This window comes from Paenibacillus sp. FSL R7-0313 (assembly GCF_037969885.1).
Lineage (GTDB): Bacteria > Bacillota > Bacilli > Paenibacillales > Paenibacillaceae > Paenibacillus.
In genome coordinates this window covers 1,306,978-1,320,593 of sequence record NZ_CP150219.1, presented here as the reverse complement: position 1 = coordinate 1,320,593, position 13,616 = coordinate 1,306,978, and the positions used below count along the sequence as shown (strand labels likewise).

Below are 13,616 nucleotides of genomic sequence, written 5' to 3'. Positions count from 1 at the left end.
GGGAAGGTAACTCCCACACCACAATTTTTCATGAATTCCTAAGCCAGTCTGCATTCCATTCCAGATGATTCGCGTGTGAACGATTCACCTAGCAGAATCGACTATAACGAACTGCTCTTCCCCCAACGCAGTCTTTGAGGAAGTGAAAAAATACTAATATGCCTCTTGGGTTTCACTGAGATAAAAGGCTCCTGCTGATTCTTCGCCACATTGTGGGCGATATGCCTGAAGCGCAGCCCGCTTTCAAACTCGGGATTAAGCGCAATCGGGATGCCCTTATGTACGGAACGTATAATTTCTACATCGGCATGGATCACGCCAATCACACCGATATTGAGAATATCGATAATATCCTGCATCTTTACCGTTGCCGAACGGGCTTCCTGTCCGTCGGCCATATTAATGATGAGCTGTGGCGGAGCCGGAATCATATCTTCTAATAATCCGATTACGCGATCCGCATCCTGAAGCGATGTACGATGAGGCGTAGTAACGACAATAGCCTCATCTGCTGCCAAAGCTGCATTCCAGAATCCATTTTCAATGCCTGCCGGCGAATCGATCAGCACATAATCATAGTTCTGGGCTATTTGCTGCACAACCTCGCCAAAAACTTGCGGATCATCGTGATGCACCGCATCGTTACTACAGGAGATAAAGGACAAGGTACTGATTCGCTTATCTTTGACGATCACTTGATGTAAAGCACATCGACCCGTCAGAAAATCGGAAATATGATACCTTACCCTATTGCTCAAACCAAGCGGAATATCCAGATTTCTCAATCCAAAATCAGCGTCGATCAGGCAAACGCTGCTCCCCGATAAGGCAAGGGCAGTCCCGAGATTAGCTGTGACCGTTGTCTTGCCAACTCCACCTTTCCCTGATGTAATACATATAACTCGTGCCATCGAAGCCACTTCCTTCTTCAAGTACTAATGCGGGACAGCAAGACAACCATTTCTTCACGTATTATCGTTTGATCCGGCTCGAATGAACGTCCTCTTAGCTAATAATCAGTTACAATTTGATGAAATATGTCGTTATATCGACCAATGTGATTTTATCATGATGGATTATCCTACTTGAGAAACCTAAAGAAAACTTTAAATCCGTACGTATTGGATCGTTTAATTCTTCGGAGAGATGGCACATCATTTTGACGAGGATGGAAAAGCGCAGACCGGTGTTGAGGAATTCAATATTATGAGTCGATTACGAAGCTAGTGGAAAAAACAAAAATGGGCCAATAGCGTCGGGTACTGCTCCAACGCCATTTTCCCATTTATAATAGACTACCACCCTTACTGCTATATTCATGCTTGTGACGTACTGTTAGAAACCAGCATATATCCGCTCCCCCGAACCGTAATGATTCGCTCGGGGTCGGCAGGGTCAGACTCAATTTTTTTGCGTAAATTACTGATATGTACAGCGACCGTTCTCGTATCCTCCAGACTTTCCATTCCCCAGATGATTTGAAACAACGTATCGACACTAACGACACGATTCACGTTTTGTGCCATATAGGACAGCAGACTGAACTCTTTTTTCGATAAATAGATAGGTTTACTCCCCGTGTTGACGGACTGCGTGTAGAAATCCAGTGTCAAACCCGGTAACTCCAGCAGTTGTTCCCTTCTACCCGTCGACACTCTGCGAAGGTGAGCCTTGATCTTGGCCATGAGCACTCCCGGACTGAACGGCTTGGTCACATAATCGTCCCCGCCATAGGACAATGCGCTAATTTTTATTTCGTCTTCCTCTTGACTGCTCAGAAACACAATCGGCGCACTGGTGAGATTACGCGCATTCCTGCACCAGTCAATACCGTTTTCATTAGCCAGCAATATATCCAGTATAATTAAATCCGGCTCAAACGATGCAAGCAGCTCCATCGCTTCTGACCCGCTATGACTGCAGGTGGAGACAAATCCCTCCCTATCACAATACACCTGCACAATCTCGCATATATGAGGATCATCATCAACGATCATGATTTTGTGCGTGTCCATCTCATCACCCCTTTCCTTCAATCACCGTACAAGGAAACGTTACATAGAATGTCGCCCCCATCTTGCCGTCGCTCTCCGCTCGAACCATGCCTCCGTGCGCTTGTACGATTTCCCTGCAAATTGCCAGCCCCAGTCCACTGCCCTCTATGCCCATTCCCGGCCGATCATATCTGTAATTACGTTCGAAGATTTGCTCAAGCTGCTCCGGAGGAATACCCATTCCAGAATCCTGTATGCTAATGACTGCATGGGGAGCATGATTCAATTTGTCTACAGCTAGCGCAATACGTAACAGCCCTCCGCTGGAGGTGAACTTCATAGCGTTCGACACTAGATTAAACAAGGCTTGCTCTACTCTTTTGGCATCCATTTCAACAATAGGCAAGTTAAATTGTTGATCCTCTGCATCTCCGATATCCAGTATGAAATCTAATCCTGCGTCACGCACAACCAGCTCATATTGTTCAAAAAAATCACGCAAGAAGGGAATGATCTGAATCGGCTCCATTCGGTACGAGACCTGTCCGGTCTCCAAATGCGACAAGAAAGACAACTCCTCGATCATACGGTTAATCCTTATTGTGTTCTCCCGGATGTACTTCAGATATTGTTCATTGCGTTCCGGCTTGACCCTGTCCTGTATAGCTTCTACATATCCAAGCATACTGGACAACGGCATACGCAGATCATGCGTAATATAAGCAAGTAGCTTCTTCCTCCCTTGCTCGGAGTGAAGCAGTCGGTCATACGAGATTTGGAGATCATCATGCACTGTAGATAAGGCCTGTGTTCGCTCCTGAACGGTCTGTTCCAGATTCATATTCATTTCAATCAGCTTATCATTAACGTACTGTAATTCACGTGTAATTCTCTCTTCGTTCGATGCCGTCCTCGTAGATCGCGAAGACAACAGAATCAGCTGCGCGATCGTAAATATCAATAAGCCAAGCGGAGATGTATTTCCAACTAGCGACCATCCGTTAAAATACAAAAAATCGTTGACAACCGTGACCAAAGTAACCACCGACACCAGCAGGAAGATCAGCGCTCCCTCCATACGTCGCACAGCCGCCTGAACCAGCCCGATCATCAGATAAATCATATGTAGAACTACCATCACACCGATTACCAGCAAAAATTTTGTATATATAATTGCAGGGGTTACCACTACAAGGATACAGAATGCACCAGTTACGATCCGGGTGCCAAGACGAAACCATCGCGACACATAATTCGGAAAAATACAATCAAAATACATGGTGATGATATAACCGCTGAGGCAAAGAATCAGATATTCGATTTTGAACTGCAATTCCCAAGGAAAATGAGGCAACCATTGTGTAAAGATAAGCTCGCCGTTGAACAAGGATCGAATACCAAGCAGTACAGTAAACAGGCCAAAATATAACGGAGCTTTATCCTTACGTCGCAGCATGAACAACAGCAGATTATACAAACCGATCACTAGCAAACTTGCCGTGATGAACATATCCCTGGCAAGATTCAGATTGGTCTTGGTCGTTATTACGTCACTGCCACCCAGCTCGATATTCTTGGTAATACCGCCCCGATGATGTTGGAAGTTGGAGACTTGCATGACCAGCTCTAACGTGTCGCTTTCAGGCTGAAAATACACCAGCTTTGTTTCCAGTTGCGGGGTCATGCTGTGCTTGTCCTGACCAACCTCACCAACTTCTGCCAGCAGCTCGCCATTGACCCATAATTTGTACGCATTAAAAATGCTAGGCAGCCGCAGAGCAAGCATCTCATCTCGATCCTGCTCGCTTAGATGAACGACCAGGCCAAAGGTTGCATAGCCTGTACCGCTCAGCCGCTGACCTTCTAACGGGTAGCCCCGCCAGGAGCTTGGAATGTTAATCCAGTGGTCCTGATTTCCTTCCCTTGCCGAACGAACCCGCATATCCTCAGGCGACAGCAGTTCTTGCCAATAGAACGCCCACTTTCCTGTTAATTTTTGCGGATTCGTACTAAGTTGAGCCTGCGTTAAATCCAGAATACCTTCTTCACTTTGGAGCCCAGGAGAGTCTGACGAAGAGAGGACGACGTAGCCTGTAACCAAACCAATAACAGCAGCAATGATATACAACCAAACCTTACGAGAACCGACTCGGAGAATCTCCCTCATGATGAACCCAACCCCATTCTACAAGAGCGCAATAAGTAAGTTGATCATCCAAATAATATCATCAATACAGGAGAATGTACCCTGCAAATTTCTAGCAGGTGTTGATAGCTAACATCGCGATGATACCCTTTTGACGACGCGCGCTTAGCTGGGTGCGCCGCCACAAAAAAAGTACACACTTTGAAGTGCATACTGATATGAAGGATCTTATTCGCAATGAATAATCCGAGCACAATCTGTATGTGCCAGATTCACAGATGACTCATGCATTATAGTGAATCATTGATGATTTCTGTGAAGGGCTTGATGTTATAGGTATCATCCTGAATGCGCCATTCTCCCTGATCCTGCAAAAAGGTGATATCGCCCGATAGCGGAATAGACTTGAACTCCTTGCCGTTCACGTCTGTAAACTTCAGATCGAGCGTGTATTCCACAAGAATCCAGTCGCTCTTGTTATCTTTGATCTTGGTTTGTATATTTTCAGGATGCAGTTTCGCTTGTTCGATGTGTGCAACCTGAAGAGGCAAGACAATATATCGATTAGCCATGTAAGCCTCATAATTCCTGGAGGTCAGGAACGGCTTCATCGTCTCTCCTTTGGCCAATAACCCATCCATCTCTAATGTATCATCATAGTCCTTGCCATCCACAGTGAGTTCTGTTGTCTTATAATCCAGCGACATTTCGAGCGCTTGTTGCTGCTCCTCCGAAGTCGCCTTCTGGTCCCCCGTATGACTTGGCTGTTCCGTTGCTGGTGGAGTGACGGGTTCCGTGCTTTCCGCTGGTTCAGATGGTGTACATCCCATTAACATGGCGGTGGAAAGAAATAATGTCCCCATCACATATGCCAACTTGCGCATGGTTAATCCCTCCCTTTCTCGTCAGTATTACTCTCAATTATCCCTTCAATAGGATATAATGTCCAGTTATTGGGCGCATCTGAACAGACACCCACTGAATTACATCCAATGGTTGTCATCTTCATAATAGATTGTGTTATAGTCATCGGGAAGTGATTTGGAGGAGATAATAATGATGATCAAAATTACAACTGGACCAACTCTCGAAGGATAGCGCCTGCGGGTCCAATAACTGCGTGTTTCCTTCAACAATGAAGGTGTGAAAGCTATGTCAACTTATCAAGTCGTTCCTATGATTTATGATTCCAAGGAACAGATTGAAGCAATTATTTTACTCGAACAACAATGTAAACAGCTCGATTCCATTCATCTGAAAGCAGACCTTGACCATATCAGTAAAAAAGACGGAGACCATGCACTCCTCTGTTATCGCGACGGTGAATTGGCAGGACTCCTCAGTTGGTATGCTTCTGACGTCGTAACCGGAAATATTAACGCCATCGTACATCCGCATTATCGTCGCCAAGGTGTGTTCAGCAGCCTACTGAAAAGGGCCACCCTGGACATGAAACCACAGGGAATCAACCAACTCAGTTATCGCGTTCCTCAGGGTTTATCTCCGGGTGTTCTTACTGCCCAATCCCTTGGAGCCATTTATGATCGTGCCGAGTACTCGATGCAACTTGTGAATGAGGTCCTTTCGGTTGTGGAGCCACCTGAACTAACGTTGGCCGTGGCAGAAACCGAGGATATGGAGTTTATGGTCACTTGCTCCTCCCAAGCCTTTGGAGATTCGGAGGACTGGACACGCGAGTATTTTATGCAAACAAATGGACCCAGCCGAGTCACCTATATTGCGTGGCAGAATCAACTGCCTGTTGGGCTGGTACGGGTCAACTCCATTAATGCAACAACCGCATTTATTCATAACTTCTGTATCTTGCCTGCTTATCAGGGACAGAAACTGGGGCGCACTGCGCTTAGCATCCTGGTTGATCTCCTAAGGAAACAAAGTTACACAGATATCCGCCTGTCTGTGGTTACCGAGAACAAACGCGCTTTGAATCTGTACCGCAGTGTTGGTTTTGAAGTAAATTCTGAGTATCACTATTTCAACGGCAATCTATAAAAGGCAGTGGAGAGAGATCGTTTTCCTCAAAGGGAGACGGTCTCTCTTTATATATTGGAGAATTGAAAAATCAATTTATAGCCATCGGATGTATGCCCGTACATTTCCTGATAGTTACCTTCGGTATAATTAGCCACTGTTTTCCGCCAGAAAGATTGGCCAATCTTATTGTTCTCCGATGGATTGGTGAACAACTCCCAGTTTCCTCTAAACATGCCAAAGATCGTCGATCCCGCGTGTTCAGCAACGCCTACACCTCGAAATGGCTGCATCAGAAAGAAATCATGTACAAAGAAATCCGTGCCTTGTGAGCAATATGGCGGAGTAGCCACAAACGCAAAACCTGCCGGTGTACCCTCCACAGTAATCAGGAACGGATAAAGACACTCCGGTTTTTCCCACCAGATGTTCTGAACATCATACTGATCCTGTAACGTTTTATAATCAGGACTTGGTTCGAAAATGCCATGTTCGTTCGGGGTATGCTCTCCACCCAGACCATAATGTCCGGATAGATCATGAAGGTATAGCGGGTATATATTTTTAATCACATACGCCTCGTCTTTATTCGTTAATTTCACTTCTATATTCATATTATTCATATTCACCAGCCTTACCAGATGATTTAAGGAGTTAATTCATGAACTCTCACCGCATAACCTTTTACCGTCAAATGAATTGTACGCGTAATTAACAACCTCGAATATGTAAAAAAGCTTTAATAACCATTCTTTATTCTTACAGTAAAAAAGCCACATTCGATTGCTCGAACATGGCTTCTATAGTTTCATCCCTTTTTGCAATACACAATTTTCTTGATGCTATCGATGGATAAACAGTATTGGTCCACAAGCTGATCGATAGTTGTTCCCGCAGCGAAAAGCCGGCGGATCTCGTCATTCCGCTCCTGGACAACCCTTCTGCCACCCGAATTCTCTCCCCACTTCTTATGGGCATCCTTGGGCCTCGGAATATAGACCAGGCCTCCGGGGATATGACGCTGTATTTCTTTGAGTAATTCTTCCGGAAAGATTGTATCCGCATTAATATATTTCACGTTGCTCCACTCCTTAAAAGTTAAAATCTTTAAGGCAGCAGAGTCTTACGATGAACACATTGAATATGCACTACAATGGATGGCGGAAATGAATTTCAGGCTCTATGCAAACAACCGCCGTTGTTCATCACATGGACTCTGCATAGAGCGGGTCGTTAAATTTATTATGAATCGAATCATGGTAGCCCCCCATTCAGTTAATCTTATTCGTGCTGAAGAACTTTTAACTGTCCATACCATAATAAGGCTTACTTTTCTTAATGGCAAAATCTACACGTCGAATCTGTAATATACCCCTGTTAATTCTTCTGATACGCTCCATAGCTTGTTTGAAATGTTAGCGTCATATAATTTTTCGATGATCTTAGCGCTCTTGGGATAGCCCTTAGTGCCGCCCATACCACCAGGAGCAATATACTCCCCTCCCGTGATCGTCGGATCTGCTGCAGCATATAAGGTAGGTAATGCCCCCATATGTGCCGGTTGACTAATGATTTTCAAAAGACTGCGCATGAATATATTGGTCTGTTTCCCCGAACCAAAGGAAAATAGATTGGTATGCGAAATCCCTGGATGAGCGGCGATACTCATGGAATCAATATGGGCGGAATTAAATTTATTCTGCAGCTCTCTCGCAAACATCAGATTGGCTAGCTTGCTTTGACTGTAGAACTTCATGGGATTATATCCTTTGGAGCCATCTAAATTATTAAAATCAATCGCACCATTATGAGCTGCCATACTACTTACAGTGACAACTCTCGATTTCGGAGTAGAGATCAATCGAGGCAATAGTAGACCCGTAAGCGCAAAATGGCCTAGATGATTACTACCAAACTGCAATTCAAAGCCATCTTTCGTCAACTGGAATGGAGGGTTCATAATTCCTGCATTATTAACGAGAATGGACAAAGAATCGTATTGCTCAAGAAAAGCGGCTGCGAACTTACGGATACTAGCTAAATCGCTAAGGTCGAGCTGCATAACGAGTACCTCTCCAGCTACATGCACAGACGATTTTATTTTATTAGCTGCCTCTTTACCTTTTTCCAGATTACGAACTGCAAGAATAACTTTTGCGCCTTTTTCAGCTAACGCTAATGCCGTTTCATACCCTAACCCGCCGTTCGAACCTGTCACAATCACTACTTTATCGGATACAGTCGGGATGATGTCTTTAGTCCAAACTTCGCTCATTTATCTACACACCTTTCTTATCTCTTCCTTGATACCCTAATATCCAGCGTTTGAAAGCTTTTATCCCCCACCATACTGACTTAAACTCCGTTCCAGCATCCCTCTAACCTGCTGTTGCAGTTCGAGCGGAGACACCACCTTCACTTCCGGCCCATAGGAGAGTAACTTTCGCGCTGTAAAAGAGAACTCCTCGGGTGGAACAAGTCCGTGCCACTCATGGCCTTCAACCGACTTGAACAACACATCTGACGCAGCAATCCTTGCTCCAAATTCCGTGAAATGCAGCACCACTTCTACGCTTGCTCTATCTTCTTTGGTATCTAGCCATGCCTTCAGACTGGGAACAGATTCATCCACCGATTCCATAACAGCCAACTGCTGCATGCGATCCACCCGATACAACAATACGCGATCCTTATTCCGGGCTGGCATGTACCAATGTCCCTGCTCATAGTAAATACCATATGGGAAGACCTGGACTTTTTTATGCCCATTGCGGGCATGATACATAAATTCAATTTCTCTCTTTTCTACCGCTGCACCCAATATCTCGGTTGTTAAAGGCTCGGCATGCTCACCGGGATGCTGGACAAAGGTGATATGCTCCCTCATTCGCATAATCAGATCCTGTACATCTTCGGGCAAAGTAGAGAAATACTGCTCAGCCAGATGTTCACGCATTGATCCATATGGAAAATCCGGGACTTGCTGTAGATATTCCAGCATCATAAATAGCCCTAATGCCTCCTGCTGTGTCAGTTGAAGAGGTGGCAAAATCCGATTGGGCAATACCCGGTATCCACCGTTCACGCCAACTTCGGTGTACAAGGGAAAACCCAGCGCCTGCAATGCATCCAGATCTCGCTGAATGGTACGAACCGAGACGTCGAACCGTTCTGCCAGTTCCCTAGCAGTGAACTTCTGTCTGGAATCCATCAGGCGCATGATCGCCAGTTTCCGATGATTCATGAATTCAACATCCTAACTACGTCAACTTTTGTCATAGTTAAAGTGTATCATACATTGTAGAAGGGAGCGATGAACATGAAGAATAATAAAACCATTTTGTACATTGCCATGAGTTTGGATGGATATATCGCAAGACTGGATGGTTCGGTCGATTGGTTATTTGATGTGGAGGGTGATGGTAATCGGAGCAGATCGTTGATATACTGAAATGCTATCTTTAGATCTTTTGTCATTTGATAGAACTTACAACAATGCAATATTCGAAGTTGATTTCACATTCAAGTTATATTTACGGTATATCAGCCACATTATTAATCACTAATTACGATTATTAGCAAATTACAGATTTGATAATTAAATTAATTTAAAACTAATTTTATCTGCACATAAGAATGCAAAAGCCGTTACAAAAAGATCTGACTGGCCACTTTTCACATACCAAAGACTCGCCTAATATTAGGCGAGTCTTTGGTATGTGAAGTGGTAATCAGTTAGCCATTCCACTTATTTGCTGTTGATGAATAACTCCCATCACCTTTAATGTTGATAATTATCTCTCCACTAGTAGTTTGAGGTTTTATTTCCCAAATTCCAAAGCTCGTCTTAATAGATGATTTTGCACGAATACCATTGGAATCGCCAGGGGCAGGTCCTACTCCTGGTGTTTCGCCATCCAGATTCCAAAGACTCCATACTGGGCTGTAGAAGCTTGTAGTTGGGACAGAATCATGCCAAGTGATTTTTTTTCCATTGGTAATATAGGATTGCTTTAATGTATAAGTCCATAGAAGTAAATTATCTCCTGTTACGGCGCTATGTGCACTTAAAGAAACAGATGCATTCCAAATATCATTGGAGGCAGCAACGGCAGCTAGAGTTGAAACAGAGTTATTAGTCGATGTTAGCTGAATATAACTACCGTCATCAAAGGTATATGTAGCAACTGGATTGGATCCATCAACAGCCAAACCTGATTCTAGAGCTTCATCGATCTTGGCAGGATCATTAGCTTCAAGGGCAAATTGAGCTTGAACTACATTAGGTGAAACTGAACCTTCGATATCTGCGGCAAAGGCCGCTGTAGAAGAAGATAATACGAGTGTTGCGGCAAATAAGCTGATTAAATATTTTTTCATTTTCTTGCTCCCTTCGTAATACAATATGGTATAATTGGTTGCAACAATGTAATAGTACCATATTAAACCAGTTAATGTAACCCATTTTTATTAATATTTAGGAAGGAGATGAATATTATGTTAATTTCAAAGGAGCTAAGGAAGAAGGATTATATTATTTTCTTTTTCATCGCTTTTTTAGGTTTAATTGTAAATCTAACGGGAGATACAGGCAGTTCACTCATTTGGGCAATTGTCAAAATATTTATTGCCTCTCTGCTGGTATGTGTTGTGTTTGGTACATTGACAAATTTAATATTCAGAAAGAAGAGATCAAACTAAAAAAATCTTACTATATATTTATTCTGCAGCATTAAAATATATAGTGTGAGTACAAACAAAGACATAGATTTCAAAGAGTCCGTGAACAATAGTTTACGGACCTTTTCTATACGATGTGATTACAGAACTTTAACTTAATATAAAAAAATCATTGAAAACTATCTGACAAATCACTCTTACTACAATAATACTGAGGTGTAATAAAATTAATCACTTTGAGCGACAGCGTATGTATACATAATAATCAAAATTATTATATTTTATATATAGGAACAGAATATCCTTCATTCCTGACTCTACTGGGTCCAAATAAGTCCCCCGGAAACTCTCTAAGCTGCTGCTTCAAATTAGGTGTCAAGATCATCATCACTTCTGGGCCATAGTATATTATCTCTCGTACTGTGAAAGAAATTTCTTTGGTGCGGCAATCCTCGCTCCAAATCCTATGAGTTGCAGGCGCCACATCAACAATTTTTCTCGATTCTTTGGCATCTAGCCATACTTCTCAGACTCGGAATAGATTAATCCGCCGTTCACACCGACTTCTGTATACAAAGGAAAACCTAGTGCCTGCAATGCATCCAGATCGCGCTGGATCGTACGAACCGAGACGTCGAACCGTTCTGCCAGTTCCCGGGCAGTGAACTTCTGTCTGGAATCCATCAGGCGCATGATCGCCAGTTTCCGATGATTCATGAATTCAACATCCTAACTACGTCAACTTTTGTCATAGTTAAAGTGTATCATACATTGTAGAAGGGAGCGATGAACATGAAGAATAACAAAACCATTTTGTACATTGCCATGAGTTTGGATGGATATATCGCAAGACTGGATGGTTCGGTAGATTGGTTATTTGATGTGGAGGGTGACGGAGGAGATAACGGATATGCTGCCTTTTATCAAACGATCGGTAGCGTTGTTATGGGACGTTATACGTATGAAGAGGTGCTCACACTTTCCGAAGATTTCCCCTATGCGGATCGGCCAACATATGTGCTTTCTCGCTCGGAACAGCCGCCCGCTCCGAATGTACAGTTTACAACCGAGGAGGTAGATACACTCATTCCCCAGTTAAAACAAACTTCTGAAGGAGACGTGTGGATTGTGGGTGGCGGCATATTGGTTCAAGCTGTGTTAGCCAAAAAATTACTAGATGAGATTGAGGTCGCCATCATTCCCAAAATTCTTGGTGAAGGCATCCCCTTGTTCCCGGCAGGCACTGTGCCCAGTCACTTCAAAATGATCCGGACCCAGACGCTGGGACAGATCATCTCAATTCGTTATGAGGTACAGAACAGCGGCACAGCGGACACACCACCGAATGTCTAGATGAGTAGAAAAGGGAAAGACCATTCTTGTGATAAAGGGACACCATAAAGTTAGACACCATCTAACCACTGGGGGTACCCGTTCATGAAAGAGTGGTCTTTCCATTACCATATTTCAAGTTATCCTAGTATTCCTCGTACATATTCCGCTAAAACCTCTGCCGTCCTACGGTGAGATAACTCGCCTGGATGGGTGCGCGCCCCTACCGTCTCTTCGGTTGTATCGGGAAGCTGGATAATCGTAACCTTACGATCTCCTGTCCCCTTTGTATACGAATCAACCGCACGGTAGATGGCAGGCATCATGGGAAAACCAAGCATGCCATAAGCCCATACGAGATGTGCCGCCGGATTGTTTTTTCGAAGTTTGAACAGGAACTGCTCCACCGCTTTCTCAAAAGCAGCCAGATCTTCTTCATGATACGTTCCGTCCTCGTTCATACGCTGCTTGTACACCTTGCCAGTGTCGGGGTCTTTCCACTCAGGTGACTGAAAGGCACCCCCATCATTGCTGCCCAGGTTCACGACCACCACGTCTGGCTGCCACGAACCAAAATCATGCTCATCACCTGCACCTAACGCTTCGTTACGCTCACCAGTAAGCAAGCCACAGACCTGTTCGTAATACTCGGGGATGTTCCCCTTTGGATTGTTATCCCAACTTGTCAGCACACCCCAGCCACTTTGCGAGATGACCCGATATTCTGCATTCAATGCCTCTGCTGTCATAAACGTATAATTATGTATGGCGCTGAACCACATCGGAATCCAATCTTCCTCCGCTTTTGCCCCAATCGCACCTTCGCCAGATGTAATGCTGTCACCGATAAACTCGATCTTGTACGGTTTTTCCTGCACAGGCAGGAATGCTCCATCCGATTTCACCGCATGAATCTGCAAGGCACAACCCGGGTCACCACTCATCGCTTGAACATCCTTAACGATCCGAACATTCTTCATCACATCCGCGTTCATACCCCGGAATACACAGACCCAGTACCTTCCCGCCGTTAACATCTGTCTAATCACCGGAACACCGTTGATCAAAATGCTGATCCATGACTCATACATATCATACTGCGACTCTACTTCAACCCATAGTTCGGAGCCCCGTACATTGAGTTCAACTGCACTCCCCGTCCAAAATAACGTCAACGGAGCCAACTCTCCAGTTGTTCTGCCATGCACTTTGAGATAAGGCAGTTCCGTTAACTCATAGATCTTTAACCCGGTATTCGCTTGTACACTCATCCTTTATTCCCCCTCAACGATTCATAAAAGTAGTTATTAAGCGCTTTCCTATGTATCGATAACATGTTCGTCGTGATCAATCCATCTTATTATGTATTACGCACAGCACCAAAAATCCCCTGCAAGCAAGCCATGTTCAAGTCCATCATATCAGATGTTCTGGAACGATCGTTCGCCCATAGGGGATTTTTTCAGTTCTTT

The 13,616-nt window shown here is 44.1% G+C and carries 13 protein-coding genes and 2 pseudogenes; 4 read left to right on the top strand and 11 right to left on the bottom strand.

What is annotated here, in order from left to right; translation table 11 throughout:
• Positions 1 to 101 precede the first annotated feature (101 nt).
• The 4 genes from minD to NSQ38_RS05850 form a co-directional block, all read right to left on the bottom strand.
• Complete coding sequence (gene minD, locus NSQ38_RS05865; protein WP_339787700.1) at positions 102 to 932, bottom strand: septum site-determining protein MinD; 831 nt, start codon at positions 930 to 932, stop codon at positions 102 to 104.
• A gap of 384 nt (positions 933 to 1,316) precedes the next feature.
• Complete coding sequence (locus NSQ38_RS05860) at positions 1,317 to 2,015, bottom strand: response regulator transcription factor (RefSeq protein WP_076332148.1); 699 nt, start codon at positions 2,013 to 2,015, stop codon at positions 1,317 to 1,319.
• Positions 2,016 to 2,019: 4 nt separating this feature from the next.
• The gene (locus tag NSQ38_RS05855) at positions 2,020 to 4,161 is read right to left on the bottom strand and encodes an ATP-binding protein (protein WP_339787697.1); all 2,142 of its coding nucleotides are present in this window, start codon (positions 4,159 to 4,161) and stop codon (positions 2,020 to 2,022) included.
• A gap of 269 nt (positions 4,162 to 4,430) precedes the next feature.
• Positions 4,431 to 5,024, bottom strand: coding sequence for a hypothetical protein (locus NSQ38_RS05850; protein WP_339787695.1), 594 nt, complete (start codon positions 5,022 to 5,024; stop codon positions 4,431 to 4,433).
• Positions 5,025 to 5,292: 268 nt separating this feature from the next.
• Here NSQ38_RS05850 and NSQ38_RS05845 point away from each other — a divergent pair, with 268 nt between their 5' ends.
• Positions 5,293 to 6,153 carry a GNAT family N-acetyltransferase gene (locus NSQ38_RS05845; RefSeq protein ID WP_339787693.1) on the top strand — a complete coding sequence of 287 codons (861 nt, stop codon included), beginning with the start codon at positions 5,293 to 5,295 and terminating at the stop codon, positions 6,151 to 6,153.
• A 47-nt stretch (positions 6,154 to 6,200) separates the two neighbouring features.
• Here the strand turns inward: NSQ38_RS05845 and NSQ38_RS05840 are convergent, their stop codons facing one another.
• The 4 genes from NSQ38_RS05840 to NSQ38_RS05825 all read right to left on the bottom strand — a co-directional run bounded on the left by NSQ38_RS05840 (position 6,201) and on the right by NSQ38_RS05825 (position 9,376).
• Entirely contained in the window at positions 6,201 to 6,746 is a 546-nt protein-coding gene (locus NSQ38_RS05840; protein ID WP_339787690.1) for a hypothetical protein, read from the bottom strand.
• Between the two features lie 194 nt (positions 6,747 to 6,940).
• Entirely contained in the window at positions 6,941 to 7,210 is a 270-nt protein-coding gene (locus NSQ38_RS05835) for a CD3324 family protein (RefSeq protein WP_339787687.1), read from the bottom strand.
• A 270-nt stretch (positions 7,211 to 7,480) separates the two neighbouring features.
• A complete protein-coding gene (locus NSQ38_RS05830; protein WP_339787686.1) occupies positions 7,481 to 8,407 on the bottom strand; it encodes an oxidoreductase in 927 nt (308 codons plus the stop codon).
• Positions 8,408 to 8,467: 60 nt separating this feature from the next.
• Positions 8,468 to 9,376, bottom strand: a complete 909-nt coding sequence (locus NSQ38_RS05825; RefSeq protein ID WP_339787685.1) for a YafY family protein — start codon at positions 9,374 to 9,376, stop codon at positions 8,468 to 8,470.
• 69 nt (positions 9,377 to 9,445) lie between these two features.
• On the opposite strand from NSQ38_RS05825, the pseudogene NSQ38_RS05820 reads away from it, so the two are divergent.
• Positions 9,446 to 9,556: pseudogene (locus NSQ38_RS05820) on the top strand (dihydrofolate reductase); the annotation flags it as partial.
• 311 nt (positions 9,557 to 9,867) lie between these two features.
• Here NSQ38_RS05820 and NSQ38_RS05815 read toward each other — a convergent pair.
• Positions 9,868 to 10,512 (bottom strand): hypothetical protein, encoded by a 645-nt coding sequence (locus tag NSQ38_RS05815; protein ID WP_339787682.1) that lies wholly within the window; start codon positions 10,510 to 10,512, stop codon positions 9,868 to 9,870.
• Positions 10,513 to 10,629: 117 nt separating this feature from the next.
• Between NSQ38_RS05815 and NSQ38_RS05810 the strand changes: the two genes are divergently transcribed.
• Positions 10,630 to 10,833 carry a hypothetical protein gene (locus NSQ38_RS05810; protein WP_339190557.1) on the top strand — a complete coding sequence of 68 codons (204 nt, stop codon included), beginning with the start codon at positions 10,630 to 10,632 and terminating at the stop codon, positions 10,831 to 10,833.
• 525 nt (positions 10,834 to 11,358) lie between these two features.
• On the opposite strand, the pseudogene NSQ38_RS05805 reads toward NSQ38_RS05810, so the two are convergent.
• Positions 11,359 to 11,529: pseudogene (locus tag NSQ38_RS05805) on the bottom strand (HTH domain-containing protein); the annotation flags it as partial.
• A gap of 69 nt (positions 11,530 to 11,598) precedes the next feature.
• On the opposite strand from NSQ38_RS05805, the gene NSQ38_RS05800 reads away from it, so the two are divergent.
• The gene (locus tag NSQ38_RS05800; protein WP_339787679.1) at positions 11,599 to 12,165 is read left to right on the top strand and encodes a dihydrofolate reductase family protein; all 567 of its coding nucleotides are present in this window, start codon (positions 11,599 to 11,601) and stop codon (positions 12,163 to 12,165) included.
• A 119-nt stretch (positions 12,166 to 12,284) separates the two neighbouring features.
• Here the strand turns inward: NSQ38_RS05800 and NSQ38_RS05795 are convergent, their stop codons facing one another.
• Positions 12,285 to 13,415, bottom strand: coding sequence for an SGNH/GDSL hydrolase family protein (locus NSQ38_RS05795; RefSeq protein ID WP_339787676.1), 1,131 nt, complete (start codon positions 13,413 to 13,415; stop codon positions 12,285 to 12,287).
• Positions 13,416 to 13,616 lie beyond the last annotated feature (201 nt).